Annotated in this window: 14 protein-coding genes; all 14 read right to left on the bottom strand. The window is 40.9% G+C overall.

From position 1 onward, the window contains the following. Positions 1 to 8: 8 nt before the first annotated feature. Positions 9 to 317 (bottom strand): STAS domain-containing protein, encoded by a 309-nt coding sequence (locus Q8W26_RS03215; RefSeq protein WP_101214060.1) that lies wholly within the window; start codon positions 315 to 317, stop codon positions 9 to 11. Between the two features lie 33 nt (positions 318 to 350). After that, the gene (locus Q8W26_RS03210; RefSeq protein ID WP_305472252.1) at positions 351 to 1,574 is read right to left on the bottom strand and encodes a methyl-accepting chemotaxis protein; all 1,224 of its coding nucleotides are present in this window, start codon (positions 1,572 to 1,574) and stop codon (positions 351 to 353) included. Continuing rightward, a complete protein-coding gene (locus tag Q8W26_RS03205) occupies positions 1,555 to 2,646 on the bottom strand; it encodes a chemotaxis response regulator protein-glutamate methylesterase (protein ID WP_101214058.1) in 1,092 nt (363 codons plus the stop codon). Before Q8W26_RS03205 ends, Q8W26_RS03210 begins: the two co-directional genes overlap by 20 nt. Before the next feature lie 9 nt (positions 2,647 to 2,655). Then, complete coding sequence (locus tag Q8W26_RS03200; RefSeq protein ID WP_101214057.1) at positions 2,656 to 3,273, bottom strand: chemotaxis protein CheD; 618 nt, start codon at positions 3,271 to 3,273, stop codon at positions 2,656 to 2,658. 18 nt (positions 3,274 to 3,291) lie between these two features. Beyond that, entirely contained in the window at positions 3,292 to 4,161 is an 870-nt protein-coding gene (locus Q8W26_RS03195; RefSeq protein WP_101214056.1) for a protein-glutamate O-methyltransferase CheR, read from the bottom strand. Between the two features lie 21 nt (positions 4,162 to 4,182). Then, complete coding sequence (locus Q8W26_RS03190; RefSeq protein WP_101214055.1) at positions 4,183 to 6,498, bottom strand: methyl-accepting chemotaxis protein; 2,316 nt, start codon at positions 6,496 to 6,498, stop codon at positions 4,183 to 4,185. Positions 6,499 to 6,526: 28 nt separating this feature from the next. Then, on the bottom strand, positions 6,527 to 7,033 hold the full coding sequence (locus Q8W26_RS03185) for a chemotaxis protein CheW (RefSeq protein WP_101214054.1): 507 nt from the start codon (positions 7,031 to 7,033) through the stop codon (positions 6,527 to 6,529). Then, a complete protein-coding gene (locus Q8W26_RS03180; protein ID WP_101214053.1) occupies positions 7,030 to 9,117 on the bottom strand; it encodes a chemotaxis protein CheA in 2,088 nt (695 codons plus the stop codon). Before Q8W26_RS03180 ends, Q8W26_RS03185 begins: the two co-directional genes overlap by 4 nt. Positions 9,118 to 9,123: 6 nt before the next feature. After that, positions 9,124 to 9,486: a response regulator gene (locus tag Q8W26_RS03175; RefSeq protein ID WP_101214052.1), complete on the bottom strand. Its 363-nt coding sequence runs from the start codon at positions 9,484 to 9,486 to the stop codon at positions 9,124 to 9,126. A gap of 24 nt (positions 9,487 to 9,510) precedes the next feature. Next, positions 9,511 to 9,801 carry a lipid asymmetry maintenance protein MlaB gene (locus Q8W26_RS03170; protein WP_101214051.1) on the bottom strand — a complete coding sequence of 97 codons (291 nt, stop codon included), beginning with the start codon at positions 9,799 to 9,801 and terminating at the stop codon, positions 9,511 to 9,513. A 263-nt stretch (positions 9,802 to 10,064) separates the two neighbouring features. Beyond that, complete coding sequence (nhaA, locus tag Q8W26_RS03165) at positions 10,065 to 11,246, bottom strand: Na+/H+ antiporter NhaA (protein ID WP_101214050.1); 1,182 nt, start codon at positions 11,244 to 11,246, stop codon at positions 10,065 to 10,067. Positions 11,247 to 11,523: 277 nt separating this feature from the next. Then, complete coding sequence (locus Q8W26_RS03160) at positions 11,524 to 12,687, bottom strand: GGDEF domain-containing protein (protein WP_101214049.1); 1,164 nt, start codon at positions 12,685 to 12,687, stop codon at positions 11,524 to 11,526. 100 nt (positions 12,688 to 12,787) lie between these two features. Continuing rightward, complete coding sequence (gene serC, locus Q8W26_RS03155) at positions 12,788 to 13,864, bottom strand: 3-phosphoserine/phosphohydroxythreonine transaminase (RefSeq protein ID WP_101214048.1); 1,077 nt, start codon at positions 13,862 to 13,864, stop codon at positions 12,788 to 12,790. 242 nt (positions 13,865 to 14,106) lie between these two features. Further along, positions 14,107 to 16,743, bottom strand: coding sequence for a DNA topoisomerase (ATP-hydrolyzing) subunit A (gene gyrA, locus Q8W26_RS03150; protein WP_101214047.1), 2,637 nt, complete (start codon positions 16,741 to 16,743; stop codon positions 14,107 to 14,109). Between the last annotated feature and the right edge of the window lie 140 nt (positions 16,744 to 16,883).

Below are 16,883 nucleotides of genomic sequence, written 5' to 3'. Positions count from 1 at the left end.
GACCATTATTATCTAACAATAGTCATTAGGTGATGAAATTGTGCAATTTCTAGCACTTTATTTATAGCATCATTAGGACGCTCAATAATCACTTTTCCTGCAAGCTTATCCGCATGCTCTTTTAGCAACAACAACATACCCAATGCAGAAGAGTCCATATAATTGGCCTTGCTGAGGTCGACATAAAAATCGGTTCCAGAACCATTACAGTCACAGTAAGCTTCACGAAAGATCTTATATTGCGAGAAATCAAATCGCTCAGAAATGGTAATAACAATATCTTTATTGTTGCTTGCTACACGGCTGACAATTGACATCAAATCCCCTTAAATAAACTTTGTTGATGACGATTAGAAAAGCTCAATATCACCTTCATCTAAGCTTTCCTGAGAAACGGTCCTATTATTTGACGCCTGAGAGCTTTTCTCACGTACTTTGGCACAAACATCTTTGATATGTTGCAACTGAACTTCAATCGGTTCATTACTATGACTCAGTTGAGCCAACTCAGCACTAATCGCATTAAATTGATCAATGTTGATGCTGATAGACTGCAATGACTGTGTTGTCATGTCTTCAAATTGCAAAGAGCGAACGGCTTGCGCCATCGCATTGTCCATCTCATCACTCATTAATTCCAGTGATGAAATAGTCTCTCGCATATTCTTATTAATGTCAGACACACTGCCCGTCATACCACTGATCTTTGCTTTTGTTTTTAATGTATTAGACATGTCTGTTGACGCCATATGCTCAACCGACTCTCTAAGATCATCAATGGTACTTTTCGCGGCATCAATTTTATTGCGGATTTGTTCATTTAATTCAGAAGAACTAATTGATAACGAACGAACTTCATCTGCCACTACGGCAAAGCCGCGGCCAACCTCTCCAGCTCTGGCGGCCTCAATACTCGCATTTAACGCTAGTAAATTCGTGCGACTAGCTAAACCCTCAACATTCTCTAATAGATTAAAAATACTATCTACTTGAACAACCATGTCATCAATATGATTAAGCGTTTTTAAACTTTGTTTGGATGTTGTGACAACAACTTGGACAAACTCCTCTAGAAGACGACCAGACTCTGAAATGTACTCTTGCATAGTTAATGATTCATCTTCACCAGTCGAGAGTTCCCCCATACGGTTATCGTTCGAAGCAATTAATTCATTCAGCAAAGCATGTTGTTTGTCGCTGATATCTTTCATCTCATGAAAAGATTGACTCATACCAACAACTGCACTCGACACAAAAGTGTTTGCTCGTGTGACTTCATTACTGATGATATCTCTTTCAAAAGCAAATGTTTGCTCTAATTCTGTATAGATATCAGAGATACAGTGCTCGCTATCTTTGGTGACGTTAGCGGAAAAGCGTCCTTCAGATTTTTGCTCTGCCAAATTATGAGTCTGTGTAGCCTGTAACTTTAAAGACTGCAGAATAAATATCACGGCTATAGATAAGAGCAATACAATTTGCACTAATACCGATACAGACGCGAGTAGACTGTAACCTAAGCCGGTTAAACAAATTAAACCAAGCCACGTACTCTTATGTTCGAATTGAAGCATTGTGTTTCCTCGAGTCAATATTGACTGTTGCACCTTCATTAACCTTGTTGAGTAACGTCGTTGCAAAATTAGCAAGGGAAGATTGGTCTGTATGAGCATTCAGTTTAAATGCTGCGCCTGGCATTCCCCAAATCATGCTAGATGCTTTATCTTGGATCAAGGTATAGGCACCATTCTGCTTAAGTGCCAACATACCTTTGGCACCATCTGCACCCATCCCAGTCAGCAGGCCTGAGTATATTTTTGTGCCAGAAATGACAGCTAATGAGTTAAACATCATATCCACTGAAGGCTTATGACGATTCATTGCAGGGCTATCATCAAGACGGCACAAGTATTGGCCTCTCACTAAATCTATACAAAGGTGTCTATTTCCAGGGGCAACATAGACATTCCCCGCTTTAAGCACATCACCATCAGCAGCTTCTTTTACCGCCATTTTGCAATGCTCATTTAACCGTTTGGCAAAACGTAAACTAAAGCTTTCAGGTATATGCTGAGTCACCACTACCGGAGGAGAATTAATCGGTAGTTGTTTTAACACTTCTCGTAGTGCTTCTGTTCCACCAGTTGATGCACCTAAAGCGATAATCGTATTATTTGCATCTAAACCGCGATAAGCGACAGACTGAGATTCAACATGGCGCTTTTTAAGGGCGCGAATATCAACAGATGCAGCACCAATAATTTTTTCGTAAAGCATGTGAGAGAAGTTATCAACATTTCCCATCATTTTTTCTGACTTGGGTTTTGCAATAAAATCAACAGCACCAACTTCTAACGCTTCAAAAGTCACATCAGCGCCTTTAGTTGTTAACGTTGAAAGCATGACAACGGGCATAGGTCTTAAACGCATGACATTCTTAAGGAACGTAATACCATCCATTTTTGGCATTTCTACATCTAATGTTATGACATCAGGGTTTAGCGCTTTAATTAATTCGCGGGCTTCGTAGGCATCACATGCTGCCCCAATAACGTCAATATCAGGAAACTGGTTTAAGATTTCTTTGAGAATCTCTCTCACTAACTTTGAATCATCAACAATTAACACTCTAATCGGTTGTTGCATAACATTCCTTTAATCAAATAATTCAATATCATCATGTGACTGTAACTGACGATTTTTGCGTTGTGTTTCAAGTTCCAGTGCGAGGTATTTATCGTGGTGTTGACACTTAAGTTTATTTACTAATAATTTACCATTAACCACGTTATACATAATCTTGCGAGGCTTATCTCCACCGAGATCCTCAGCAATCACGTTAAAACCTTCTAATTTCAAAAAGCTTCTAATAAAATCAATGTTACGCTGACCAATATGATTAGTGCCCCCTAACATATTGCCACCGCCCACAAGCTTAATTTCAAAATTGTTTCTATTGCCGCCGTATTTTACAATAGTATTGATCAATTGTTCCATCGCAAATACCCCATAGCGATTTGACGCAGACAAGATATCGCAGTCACTGTCTGGTAAAATAAAATGATTAATTCCACCAACTGCAACTGCAGGATCGCGAATACATACCGTGACACATGAGCCCAATACAGTCGTGATCATTTCATCACAATCGCTAACGTAATAATCACCCGCGACAATCTTTACACCATATTTCTGATGTCTGGGCATCCAAAAGCGTCTAATATGTTTAAATTCTTTAAATGGGCTGACACCCAGCTCTGCATTTACAACCATAAAAAAAACATTACCACGTTAATCATGTATTTTTTGATACATGGTTCGACCTAAAAGTTTATATTCATTCATCGACCTTGCAGGCGTTTCAGAGTGACCTAGGCACAAGATCCCTCCGGGTTTAAGCAGCTGAGTCATTCTTTCCAATAGTATATTCTGCGTCTCTTTATCAAAATAAATCATCACATTACGGCAAAATATAATATCGAGAGCTTCTGTTACAGGCCACTCCTTCATCAAGTTACATACTTGAAATTCAACTAGATTCTGTAAATGAGGTTTAATCCGAGCTTTATTCGCCTGCGGACCGACCCCCTTTAAAAAATTATTTCGTTTTCTAGCTTTTGATAAATTATCCAAACGCTCTATTGGGTAAACACCCGTCTTTGCTGTCTGTAAAACATTTGTATCGATATCAGTTGCATAAATTTTGATATCCCATGATTGAATATCTACCTCTGACTCAAAGATACTAATAGCTATGCTATAAGGCTCCTCACCAATGGAACAGGCAGAGGACCAGACTTTTAGTTCTCGCTGCCCTCGCTTTTCCAGTGAAGGTAGGTATTGCTTTGTCAGAAAGTCAAAATGATGTGACTCTCTGAAAAATGAGGTAAGATTCGTCGTTAATGCATTCACGAAATGACCAAACTCTTCTTCAGATGAGTCCACATATGCAAGATACTCTGAAAAGCTACCAAGCTTTAATTGACGAAGACGCCTGACTAACCGATTGTAAACTAGATCCTTCTTATGACTAGCCAAGGATATACCTGCATGAGCGTAAATACGTGATTTAACTCGCTCAAAATCATGTTTGGTATAAGGAAATTCACGCTCTCTCTCCTCGCAAATTTCCCGTTTCGAGGCTGTCGTCAACCTAGCCATTAGCTCGCCCTAGCTTATCCATTAAAACTCTTCCCATTCCATATCATTGCTATCAGGTGCAGCCATCGGTGCCCTGTTAGATTTTTTTGCAGTAACAGCTGCTGGCACAGGGGTTAAATTTGTCTTCTTATCATTCAATGAATGTATCACTTGGGAATTAGATGATGAGAAAAACCCCATTAACTGGCGCAATTGAACCGCCTGCTCTTCCATACCTTCAGATGCTGCGGCAACCTCTTCAACTAGGGCTGCATTTTGTTGTGTGCCTTCATCCATGTCCGAGACAGCAACATTAACCTGATCGATGCCTGTTGCCTGTTCTTTACTTGCTAAGGCTATTTCACTAACGATGTTAGATACTTCATGAATGGCACCAACTATTTCCGTTAGTGCTTTACCGGACTCATCAACAAAGCGACCGCCCTCTTCCACTTTAGCAACACTGTCACTGATCAAGCCTTTGATTTCTTTAGCAGCACTTGCACTTCGTTGCGCAAGGTTACGTACTTCAGCTGCAACTACTGCAAAACCACGACCTTGTTCGCCTGCTCGAGCCGCCTCAACCGCAGCATTTAATGCTAGTAAGTTTGTCTGGAATGCGATTTCATCAATCACACCAATAATCTCTGATATCTGTGTACTAGAACGGCTAATCTCACTCATTGAGTGAACAACTCGCTCTGAAATTTCGCCGCCATTCTCAGCTAGTTTCTTCGCATTTTCAGCAAGATCATTTGCTTGAGCCGCACTGTCTGCATTTTGACGTACCGTAGCCGTCATCTGCTCCATACTAGCCGCCGTTTGTTCTAGGCTTGCGGCTTGTGCCTCGGTGCGGCCACTCAGCGTTGTATTACCTTTAGATATTTCTTCAGCACCCGAAGCAATCGAGCCACTCGAAGTTCGAATCTCACTAACAATATCTTCGAGTTTCAACATCGCCGATTGAAGCGAATCATCTAATTCTGCGAACTCACCTTCAAAATCACCATTCATTTTCGATGTCAAGTTACCCTGAGATAAATCAGCAACCACTCGCTTAACTTCGGTAATTGGCGCAACAACGGCATCTAACATGTCATTAATACCGATGGCGACTGTCTCGACAAATCCGTCATATTTCTCTGGGTCTAGACGAGAGTCTAGGATTCCACGAGAAGCATCACGTATCATGTTTTCTACATCACTTTCAGCCGCTAGCTGTTGTGTGACATCGGCCCACTCAACTACAGAACCTAAACGAGTACCTTGCTCATCGACTACTGGGGCAGCGGTCAGCACAAAACGACGCGGTCCAACACTAATTTGGCTCTTGAACGTTGATTTAAGCGCATCAAGTAAGCGGCGCTGATGAGATGGGTCTTTGTGAAAAGAGTCGAAATTACTACCAATGAGTTTAGAAGCATCAAAATGTGGTAACTCGGTTTGAATGTCTTCCTGAGCTTCCGACAGCATTTTAACAACAGAATCATTGACATAAATGATATTACCATTGGGGTCAGCCATCATGACACTTGACGAGACATTATCCAAAGCAACTTTCACGCGCTCAGCACGTTGCGCAGTCTCTTTAGCATCGTTAACTTCAAAACCTAATTTAATCTGGATTGATTTGACCATCCGCAGTAAATCGCCAACTTCCCCATCCTGATTTACCGGAATATTTTTAGTGTAGTTCCCCTGCGTTATCTGACGCATCTCTTCTATCGCGTTATCAATACCTGAAACGACATTATTTGATAACACACGATGAGCACCATAGGCTAACACACCTAATCCAGCTAAAGGCCCCAGAACAGTGAACATGGGTGCAATAAAGGTCAGTGGGATATCAATAGCAAGCATGGTTAAGGCTGAAATACCAATCCACTTATTTAAAGATGACTTAATATTTTTAGACTTAACGGTATCAGGGCCGGGTAAAGTGGTTTCGTTTCTTGATAGCTGACCATACAAGCGTTCGGCGTCGGCGATTTCCAAATCAGTTGGTGCAGTACGAACCGACATATATTCAGTTAAACGCCCATCTTTAAATAACGGAGTTACATTCGCTATTACCCAATAATAATCGCCATTTTTACAACGATTCTTTACATAGCCAACCCAAGGACGTCCTGCTTCTAATGTAGACCATAAATCTTTGAATGCAGCTTGAGGCATATCAGGGTGCCTAACAATATTATGCTGCTCGCCCATTAACTCTTGTTCAGTAAAGCCACTAACGTCAACAAACGCCGGGTTAACGTAGGTAATGCGTCCTTGAAGATCTGTCTTTGTAACTAGATCCTGACCGGGCTTTAGTAACACACGACGGTCTGTCACAGGTGTATTCGTTCTCATTGTTTTCTTCTCCTCGGAAGGTCGCTATTTATGCCGTTGCTGCGCTGCAGTCAGTCGATAGTTCATTGGAATTCATTAACTCATCAACATCTAACAAAATGACCATTTTTTCATCCACTGTCGTTAACCCAGAAATAAAGTCATCGTCTATCACGCTGATATTATTCGGGGCCGATTTAATTTTTTCTAATGGGATATCATAAGTTTCAGAAAATGCGTCAACGAGAAGTCCCATTAAACGCCTTTTTTGATCACTTACAATATTCAATACAATAACAATTCTATTTTTCTTATCTGGTAAATCAGGTAAACCAAATCGGGTCCGCAGATTGATTATTGGAATAATTTCACCACGAAGGTTTAATACACCTTCAATATAAGTCGGGCTATTCGGGACTAACGTCGTTGATGTCCAGTCTCTAATTTCTTGAACTTTCAATATATCTGTTGCGTATTCGTCACCCGCCAATATAAATGACAAAAACTGTTTACTTTCAACCAGCGTATCGATGTCTTGGTGAATCGTTAAACTCATGTAGTTGCCTCTGCTACCGACCGTTCCCGGGAAAACTTCTTTGAACGACTGTTTTTATGATTTAAAGAGCTGACACCTTTTATGTCAATGATTAAGGCTACGCCACCATGACCTAAAATGGTAGCGCCAGAGATTCCTTCGACGGCCATATAGTTAGACTCTAAACTTTTTAAGACGACTTGCTGCTGTTCAAGTAAATCGTCAACAACCAAGGCATATTTATTGCCGTTACTTTCAACAATGATCACCATATTTTCATCAGCAGGCGAAACTTTTCCGGGTAAAGAAAATAAAGAACGAATGTTATAAATAGGTAAATATTCATCACGAAATAAATAAAGGTTTTCTTGACCAGCAATCGCTTTGACGGCGCTTTTATTCACTTGAACAGATTCAACGATTGATACTAAAGGAACGATAAATATTTGCCCGGCCACATTAATTAATTGTCCGTCGAGGATAGCTAAGGTCAGTGGTAGACTAACTGAAAATTTTGATCCTTCACCTTGTTGAGAAGATAAAGAGACATGACCACCTAACGATTCAATATTTCGTCTAACCACATCCATGCCGACACCACGGCCTGATAGATCACTAACGGCATCGGCAGTGGAAAAGCCTGGCGCAAAGATCAGTTCATTAATTTCTTGGTCAGAAAGGCTTTGGTCGGCGCTAATTAGTCCTTTCTCTATTGCTTTATCATAAATTTTTTCGGTGTTGAGGCCCCGGCCATCATCAATAATGTCAATGACAATATAGCCACCTTGGTGATAAGCGTTGAGGTGTACGATTCCTGTTTCGTCTTTACCCGCTTCTTTGCGCTCTTCAGGCATTTCTAAACCGTGATCTAATGAATTTCTGACCAGATGAACAAGTGGGTCACCGATTTTTTCCATCACCGTTTTATCTAACTCAGTCTGTTCGCCTGATAATTTCAGTTCAACCTTCTTGCCCAGTTTCGAACTTACGTCATAAACCATTCGTGGAAAACGATTAAACACAAAGCTAATAGGTAACATCCTAATACGCATGACATCTTCTTGTAAGTCACGTGTATTACTCTCAAGTTGAACTAAACCCTCACGTAGCTTATCAACGGTTTCATCTTCAGCCAATTCGCTGCCTATTTGTTTAAGCATGGCTTGAGTTATAACTAGTTCACCAACACGATTTATCAAGGTGTCGACTTTATCGATTCCGACCCTAATAGAGCCACCTTCGGTCGTTGGTTTAGCTTTCACCGATTCATCTGGTGCTTTTAGCGATTTTTGTGGTACTTGACTTGGTGGCTGAGAGGGTGGCGTTTGATCGACTTGCAGACTGGGCTGTTCAACAGATTCTATGGCTGGGCTTGGTTCATCTGAATCGCTCAAGGTTATAGTTAATGAGCACTCATCTTCGACCCATTCGAAGACCTCTATAATATCCTCTTCACTACAGTCAGACACTAAGGTTAAACGCCAATAGAGGTAACACTCCTCAGGGTGTATGTCACCTAAAGGAGGAATATCTTGAAGGTTAGGTTCAATACTCATCGAGCCTAATTCAGCCAACACATTAAGAAGGTGAAGAGGATCGTTACCCGTTTGCATAATTTCATGTTTAGGCACGAACTCAATAAGCCATTGCTTCTTACTTTTAACTTCACTTAAAAGCTGTTCAACTTCTGAAACATCCTGGCTATCGTTATCACCATGAGCTTTCCCGCTCAATGTCTGCTCAAGTGCAAGATGGGTCTCATTAATAGCGTCATCTTCACACTCGACACCATCCCTAGCACTTTCAATTAGTAATTTTATACAATCAACCGACTTTAATAGTAAGTTGATATCAGATTGATTAACCTCTCGTCTGCCATCACGCATTTCATCAAGTAAGGTCTCAACTTCATGTGTGAAGTTAGTTACTCGATTAAACCCAAAGGTACCAGCGCCCCCCTTAATGGAGTGTGCAGCTCGAAAAATAGCATTTATAGTATCAATATCCCCTTGCTCCAAATTTAGCAAGCCGGACTCCATTAGCTCTAAGCCTTCAAAGCTTTCTTCTAAAAAAGTTGGAATAAATTGTGAGAGATCGATACTCATAAATGATTACCTAATGACGCGTTTAATTGTCGCAACAAGCTTCTCTGGGTTAAACGGTTTAACCAACCAACCTGTCGCGCCAGCCGCCTTCCCTTTCATTTTCATGTCTGTTGAGCTTTCCGTGGTTAACATCAAGATCGGTGTAAATTTGAATGTAGGCAATTGACGTAGCTCTTTACATAACGTAATACCATCCATTACCGGCATATTTACATCTGTAATAACTAAGTCAAACTTACCTGTCTTTGCTTTTTCAAGTCCCTGTTTACCGTCAGCAGCTTCAACAATCTCATACTGCTGCTGTTTAAGGGTAAATGAAACCATATTTCGAATTGAAGCAGAGTCATCGACTACTAAGATCTTTGCCATGGGAGGTCCTATAATAATTTTTTGTTAATTTAATTTAAGTGCTTGCGCAAGCCCTAACTCATTAGCGGTGTTCTCTAACTCGGTAGAAATAGACTGCCATTGAATAGTAACATTCATTTTAGTTGCCTCGATAACGAATGCAATAAGAAGCTGAATACCGGCAGTATCAATGCGTTCTAATTCCGAAGCATTAATGACAAGAATGTCATTTTTAGACTCTGTAAATTCAGATAAAAACGAAATGAGTTGAGGGTGAAACTCTGTGACATAAGAGATATCAATTGATTGAGGTAAGCTTAATGTATTCGCGTCCATTCACAGTCCTGTTGCACAGAGTGCATCTGAATCATCTATATGCCTAGCTATGCCATTGATAGCTGCGTATTTAATCTAGAATAGCTACTGAAAGAAGATATAGTCAAGTATTAATTGGCCTTAATAAAAGCTAGTGCTCAAATAAGATTCAATTTAACTAAAATGTAATGTTCGAGGGAACTAAGAGATGAAAAAGTAGACGGTTTGAGAGGGGTGATAACGATGCGCAAAATAAGTATAGGCACCGTTATCAATACTTAGTATTAACCTTTCGCTGAGTGTGTTGAATACCTTAGCACTAGGTAACCGATAACACCGGAGGCAAACGAACCGACTAATATTGCCAACTTATCAGCAAACATAAACTGTGTTGGGTCAGTAAAGGCTAATGAATTTACGAATAAACTCATAGTAAAACCTATCCCCGTTAAAATGGACACACCATAGATTTGGGTCATATTACTGTCATCAGGCATCTTCGCCAATTTAAGTTTTATGGCAATCCAACTAAAGAAGAATACCCCAACCTGCTTACCGATAAATAAACCCGCAGCGATACCAAGAGGTACAGGAGTTAAGATTTGTTCAACAGAAATATCTCTAAAGTCCACCCCTGCATTTACGAAAGCAAATAACGGTAAAATAAAGAATGCGACCCAATAATGTAAATCATGTTCCATCGATTTAAGCATCGAGCGTTCACGACCAACAATCTTGCCCGGGCGTTGTTTTAAAGGAATGGTAAAGGCTAATGCGACACCAGCAAGCGTTGCATGAACACCAGACTTAAGCACACTAATCCATAAAATCACACCAACAATAACGTAGGCAGCTTTTCTATCAACCCCAAGCCTATTCATCACCACCAGAGTTGTCAACGCGGCTGCAGCAACAACAATCGATAACGTGGATAGCTCAACGGTATAGAACAGGGCAATAATAATAATTGCGCCTAAATCATCAATAATCGCCAATGCCATTAAAAAGATTTTAAGTGATACTGGCACACGTTTACCAAGTAAGGATAAAACACCTAACGCAAAAGCGATATCAGTGGCCGTAGGGATAGCCCACCCTTGTGTTCCCGGGCTATCTATCCCAACAAAATACAAATAAACAGCAGCAGGGACAACCATACCACCGACGGCTGCAAAGCCAGGTAACACCACCTGAGCTGGTGAAGATAAGTGTCCTTCAATGATCTCTCGCTTGACTTCAAGACCAATAAGTAAAAAGAACACTGCCATCAGACCATCGTTAATCCACAGCAGTAATGGTTTATCGATATGTAATGCACCGAATCGAACTTCGACTGGTGTATTTAGAAATGCATCATAAAAATCCGAGAGTCCGGTATTTTTCAATAGTAACGCGATAACGGTTACAAAAATTAAGACAATCCCGGCTGAAGATTCCTTTTTAATAAACTCTTCAATTGCTGTCATTTAACGTCTCCAAAAATAAACAAGCCAACATATTAGGTGATAGCAACTGGCTTGTCGACATAATATGTCTATAAAGTAATCACACCGTCTTAATTAATTTGTTATTTTATACAATTATTTGCTTTAGATAACAAAACTCTGCATCAAACGGTAAATTTTATTGTATTGTGCACATCATCATGACAAAAACACACACTTTGAACCAGAGTATTTAAACTTAGCAAAGTAAATCATTTAAACCAATGTTGTTGTTAATATTTTCCAACTAATCACTGGGCTAAATCACTGTAATCTGATTCCTGCCAGAACTCTTTGACTGATACAAGCCTTGATCGGCTTTTGCAATTAAAATCGCACTGATCTTATCAGCTGCAGGACTCGAGTCAGAAATACGATACGAACTGATGCCAAAACTAGCGGTTAATGTCACAGGGGCACTAAACTTAATGCTAGGGAACAATAGCCTAATTCGATTAGCAAAAGCGCTTGCTTGTTCAACATTTGTTCTTGGCAGTAAAAGGATGAACTCTTCACCGCCCCATCGCCCAATACTATCATCTTGACGCAGTTCACGTTTTGTCTGCTCAACCAACTTAACCAAAACCTCATCACCTACTGGATGGCCATAACTATCGTTGATTTTTTTAAAGTGATCAACATCGAACATCACTAAACAAAACTCTTCCCCTGCTCGTTGCCTATTTTCAATTAAACTAATAATCTTCTCTTCAATACCTCGTCTATTATGAGCTTTCGTCAAATCGTCAATATTTACTAGTCTCTCCATATCCTGAGCCCTTACATAAGACGCATAGCCTTGCTTTTTCATAAAACTCAAACAGAGCAAGATACAAATATAAACGGGGTGTGAGAGAACAATATTAACCAATAGATTATGTGCAATATCCGAATGGTGACTCCCAGCAAATATATAATAAGCTTCAGGACCCAGCAGAGCTAAATAGAACGCAATTGAGTAAAACATCGCACGTTCGATATGGTGAAGTAAAAAAATTGCAATATAGATAGATGGCAGCCACTGAGAAATTGATGCCAGATTATAAAAATTATTTTCTAGGGAACTCCTTTCAAGCACAATAAAGATGAAATGATAAGAGGCAAGAAAATAACTAGCGATTGAAAACACTAATGCGCTGGCAACTGCATTCGCCTGACTAGGGAAATACAGTAAAGTGACGAAAGAGCAGGAGAAAGTAAAAATTAATAATGGGTATGCATATTGGTCAAGGGCGGTTAAGTGTCCACTATTAAATTCAATCATCCAAATCGCAGCAATGCAGACAATCCCTACACACGAGATAGGTTTTAGAATTAAAGTGAAAACATACGCAAAAAACTTCTTTTCACTGACACAACCCTCTTCAGATAAATCCATCGTGGGTTGTTGATTAAAAAGGCTTTTTGCCCAAGCCAAGATCATACATCGCTCCTGCGAGAAAACTGTCCATAAAATACAACAAAGCGAGACGCTAAACGGTCTCGCTTTGTGACATTAAGCTAACAACGTTACATTAAATCAATTAACGTTGTTGAAATTGCTCCATATATTGAACTAATGCTTCGACTCCTGCAAGGGGCATTGCATTATAAATACTCGCTCGCATACCACCAACACTACGGTGACCCTTGAGCGCCATTAAACCAGCTTCCTCCGCGCCGGCTAAAAAAGCGGCATTATCGGCTTCATCAGCAAGTTGGAACGTCACGTTCATTCGTGAACGAAAGCTAGGCTCGACTCCATTACGGTAATAATCACTACTGTCGATGAAATCATACAGTAAATCAGCTTTCTTCTTATTCAGGGCTTCAATAGCTGGCACACCGCCTTGGTCTAATAACCACTTAAAAACCTCACCAGCGAGATACCAAGCGTATGTCGGTGGTGTATTATACATAGAATCATTATCACTCATCGTTTTGTAATCAATAATCGATGGGGTGACATCAAGAGCATGACCCAATAAATCTTCACGAACTATCACGATTGATAACCCTGATGGCCCGATATTCTTTTGAGCGCCCGCGTAAATAACGCCATACTTAGAAACATCGATCTCACGTGACAGGATCGTTGAAGACATATCCGCAACTAATGGAACCCCAACTTCTGGCTCATTAAACATCTCGATGCCGTCGACTGTTTCATTTGGACAGTAATGGAAATAGCTCGCGTCATCGCTTAACTGCCATTCATTTGGGCTAGCAACGGCATTTAGGCCACCCACTACACTTGGCTGCGCAACAACATTAATTTCACCAAACTTTTTCCCTTCAGCAACGGCCGCTTTCGACCAAGAGCCTGTTACTAAATAGTCTGCTTTACCCGTTAAGCCAATTAAGTTAAGCGGTACAGCAGCAAATTGTCCGCGACCACCACCATGGCTGAACAGCACCTTATAGTTATCTGGAATATTCATTAGCTTACGCAGATTTTGTTCTGCAGCTTCGGCGACAGCCATAAAGTGCTTATCACGATGGCTAAATTCCATAACCGATATGCCATGATTTTGCCAATTAACAAATTCACGTTGTGCCTTTTGCATCACTTCTGCAGGTAACATTGCAGGGCCTGCACAAAAATTATATACCGGTTTCATTTAACGACTTCTCCTAGAAAATATTGACTGTACATCATACCGCGCTCAAGTTGGTAAGCTAGCATAGGCTGAGGATATCAGACTAATTACTAATACGTTTTAAATGATATGAGTGACTTTTTCAATATAAAACAACGATTCCGGCAAAAAGCGCCTCTAAAGCCCCAAAAAAAAGCCCATAATCAAATCAATGATTATGGGCTTTAATATAAACAGAACAGTTTAAAGTCGCTTAAAGGCGATTACTCTTGTTCTGTTGGTGCGTCACCTGTTGGTGCCACATCTGAAGTCGTTTCAGCAGCATCTACCGCAGACGTCTCACCATCAGTTTCACCCTCTGGCAATTCTTCATTTTCGACTTCTTCGATACGCTGTAGCGCGACTACTTTCTCTTCATCGGCAGTACGAATCAACGTTACACCTTGCGTATTACGACCAACAGTCGATACGCCATCAACCGGTGTACGTACAAGCGTACCACGATTAGAGATAAGCATGATTTCATCGTTTTCATCAACCTGAACAGCACCAACAACGAGGCCGTTACGTTCACTAACCTTAATTGATACAACACCCTGCGTCGCACGACTCTTCGCTGGGTAATCTTCAAGGATAGTTCGCTTACCGTAGCCATTCTCGGTCACTGTTAAGATACAACCGTCGCCATGAGGAACAATCAGTGATACCACTTTTTGCCCTTCTTTAAGCTTCATACCACGTACACCTGTACCAGTACGGCCTATCGCACGACATTGATCTTCGCTAAAGCGTACAACTTTACCTTCATCAGAGAATAGCATAATTTCGCTGCCCTCTTGGGTTAGCGCTACGCCAACTAGCTCGTCATCATCACGTAAGTTAACAGCAATAATACCGTTAGCACGAGGGCGAGAGTACGCTGTCAGGTTAGTTTTCTTAACGGTACCAGCAGCGGTTGCCATTAAGATACACTTATCTTCTGTGTATTCACGAACAGGTAAAATCGCTGTAACACGCTCGTCTTTCTCAAGAGGTAATAAGTTGATGATTGGCTTACCACGCGCTTGACGAGACGCTAATGGTAGTTGATAAACTTTCAACCAGTACATCTTACCACGGTTAGAGAAACATAAAATCGTATCATGGGTATTAGCAACTAATAGACGTTCGATGTAATCTTCATCTTTCATCTTAGTCGCCGCTTTACCTTTACCACCACGGCGCTGGGCTTCATATTCGCTCAGTGGTTGGTACTTCACATAACCTTCATGTGACAAGGTTACAACAACATCTTCTTCGTTGATTAAGTCTTCTAGAGATAAATCATGAGACGCATTGGTAATTTCAGTACGACGTTCATCACCAAACTCATCACGAGCCGCTTCAAGCTCTTCACGAATCACTTCCATTAGGCGCTCAGGGCTACCTAGGATATGTAACAGCTCAGCAATTAGATCTAAGATTTCTTGGTATTCACCTAAGATTTTCTCATGTTCTAAGCCAGTAAGCTTATGTAAGCGTAAATCTAAAATTGCTTGGGCTTGCGTTTCAGTTAGGTGATATTGACCATCACGAATACCAAATTCAGGCTCTAACCACTCTGGGCGAGCAGCGTCATCACCGGCTTTTTCAAGCATTGGCGCAACATTACCTAATTCCCAACCGCGCGCAACTAATGCAACTTTAGCTTCAGCTGGGGTCGGTGAGTTACGAATCACTTCAATCACAGGATCGATATTAGCTAATGCAATCGCTAATGCTTCAAGGATATGAGCACGTTCGCGCGCTTTACGTAATTCAAATACGGTACGACGGGTAACCACTTCACGACGGTGACGTACGAAGCTCATTAACATTTCTTTTAGATTAAACAATTTAGGGCGATTATCTTCCAGCGCCACCATGTTAATACCAAAAGAAACTTGCATTTGCGTTTGAGCATATAGGTTATTTAAAACAACTTCGCCCACTTCACCACGCTTGATTTCGATAACCATGCGCATGCCGTCTTTATCAGACTCATCACGTAGTGCGCTAATGCCTTCAATTTTCTTATCTCGTACAAGCTCAGCCATCTTCTCGATTAGGCGAGCTTTATTGACTTGATACGGCAACTCATGAACGATAATCGTTTCTTTACCGTTATCAGCCACTTCAATTTCAGCACGAGCACGGATACGAACTTTACCACGACCGGTTTTATACGCATCGATGATCCCTTGACGGCCACTGATAATACCCGCAGTCGGGAAATCTGGGCCAGGAATGTACTCGATTAGGTCTTCAATTGATAAGTCTTGATTTTCAATTAACGCAAGACAGCCTGAAATCACTTCATTAAGGTTATGTGGCGGAATGTTAGTCGCCATACCTACCGCGATACCCGATGAACCATTAACCAGTAAGTTCGGAATGCGAGTTGGCAATACCACTGGAATTTGTTCAGTGCCATCATAGTTTGGCGCGTAATCTACCGTGTCTTTTTCTAAGTCGCTTAATAAAGCATGAGCGACTTTTTTCATTCTAATTTCGGTATAACGCATTGCCGCGGCAGAATCACCATCAACAGAACCAAAGTTACCTTGGCCGTCAACAAGTGGGTAACGCAATGAGAAAGGCTGCGCCATACGAACGATGGTGTCATAAACTGCTGAATCACCATGCGGGTGATATTTACCGATAACGTCACCAACGACACGCGCTGATTTCTTATACGGTTTATTCCAGTCGTTACCTAAAACATCCATTGCAAAAAGTACACGACGATGTACGGGCTTTAATCCATCCCTAACATCAGGTAAAGCACGACCTACAATTACGCTCATGGCGTAATCGAGGTACGAATTCTTTAATTCGTCTTCGATATTAATCGGCGATACACTATTGGCCAACTCAGTCATAAATCGCTAAGATCCCTGTGTTTAGTAAAACAACAACCCCCACCGCCACTGACATTGTAATTATAATCAGGCAACAGAGGCACAAAATAGGCCATGATTCTAGCATAGTTACCGAGTGAAGCTAGCCTATTAGCGCTTTA

This window comes from Psychrobium sp. 1_MG-2023 (assembly GCF_030689115.1).
Taxonomy (GTDB): Bacteria; Pseudomonadota; Gammaproteobacteria; order Enterobacterales; family Psychrobiaceae; genus Psychrobium.
Note: the sequence above shows the minus strand (reverse complement) of the source record. Positions and strands in the feature narration are given on the sequence as shown.

Coding starts and splice junctions, on each gene's coding strand:
- Q8W26_RS03195 (WP_101214056.1), bottom strand. CDS start 4,161: ATGGCTAGGTTGACGACAGCCTCGAAACGGGAAATTTGCGAGGAGAGA.
- Q8W26_RS03160 (WP_101214049.1), bottom strand. CDS start 12,687: ATGATCTTGGCTTGGGCAAAAAGCCTTTTTAATCAACAACCCACGATG.
- serC (WP_101214048.1), bottom strand. CDS start 13,864: ATGAAACCGGTATATAATTTTTGTGCAGGCCCTGCAATGTTACCTGCA.
- Q8W26_RS03190 (WP_101214055.1), bottom strand. CDS start 6,498: ATGAGAACGAATACACCTGTGACAGACCGTCGTGTGTTACTAAAGCCC.
- Q8W26_RS03170 (WP_101214051.1), bottom strand. CDS start 9,801: ATGGACGCGAATACATTAAGCTTACCTCAATCAATTGATATCTCTTAT.
- Q8W26_RS03215 (WP_101214060.1), bottom strand. CDS start 317: ATGTCAATTGTCAGCCGTGTAGCAAGCAACAATAAAGATATTGTTATT.
- Q8W26_RS03180 (WP_101214053.1), bottom strand. CDS start 9,117: ATGAGTATCGATCTCTCACAATTTATTCCAACTTTTTTAGAAGAAAGC.
- Q8W26_RS03210 (WP_305472252.1), bottom strand. CDS start 1,574: ATGCTTCAATTCGAACATAAGAGTACGTGGCTTGGTTTAATTTGTTTA.
- nhaA (WP_101214050.1), bottom strand. CDS start 11,246: ATGACAGCAATTGAAGAGTTTATTAAAAAGGAATCTTCAGCCGGGATT.
- Q8W26_RS03200 (WP_101214057.1), bottom strand. CDS start 3,273: ATGGTTGTAAATGCAGAGCTGGGTGTCAGCCCATTTAAAGAATTTAAA.
- gyrA (WP_101214047.1), bottom strand. CDS start 16,743: ATGACTGAGTTGGCCAATAGTGTATCGCCGATTAATATCGAAGACGAA.
- Q8W26_RS03175 (WP_101214052.1), bottom strand. CDS start 9,486: ATGGCAAAGATCTTAGTAGTCGATGACTCTGCTTCAATTCGAAATATG.
- Q8W26_RS03205 (WP_101214058.1), bottom strand. CDS start 2,646: ATGCAACAACCGATTAGAGTGTTAATTGTTGATGATTCAAAGTTAGTG.
- Q8W26_RS03185 (WP_101214054.1), bottom strand. CDS start 7,033: ATGAGTTTAACGATTCACCAAGACATCGATACGCTGGTTGAAAGTAAA.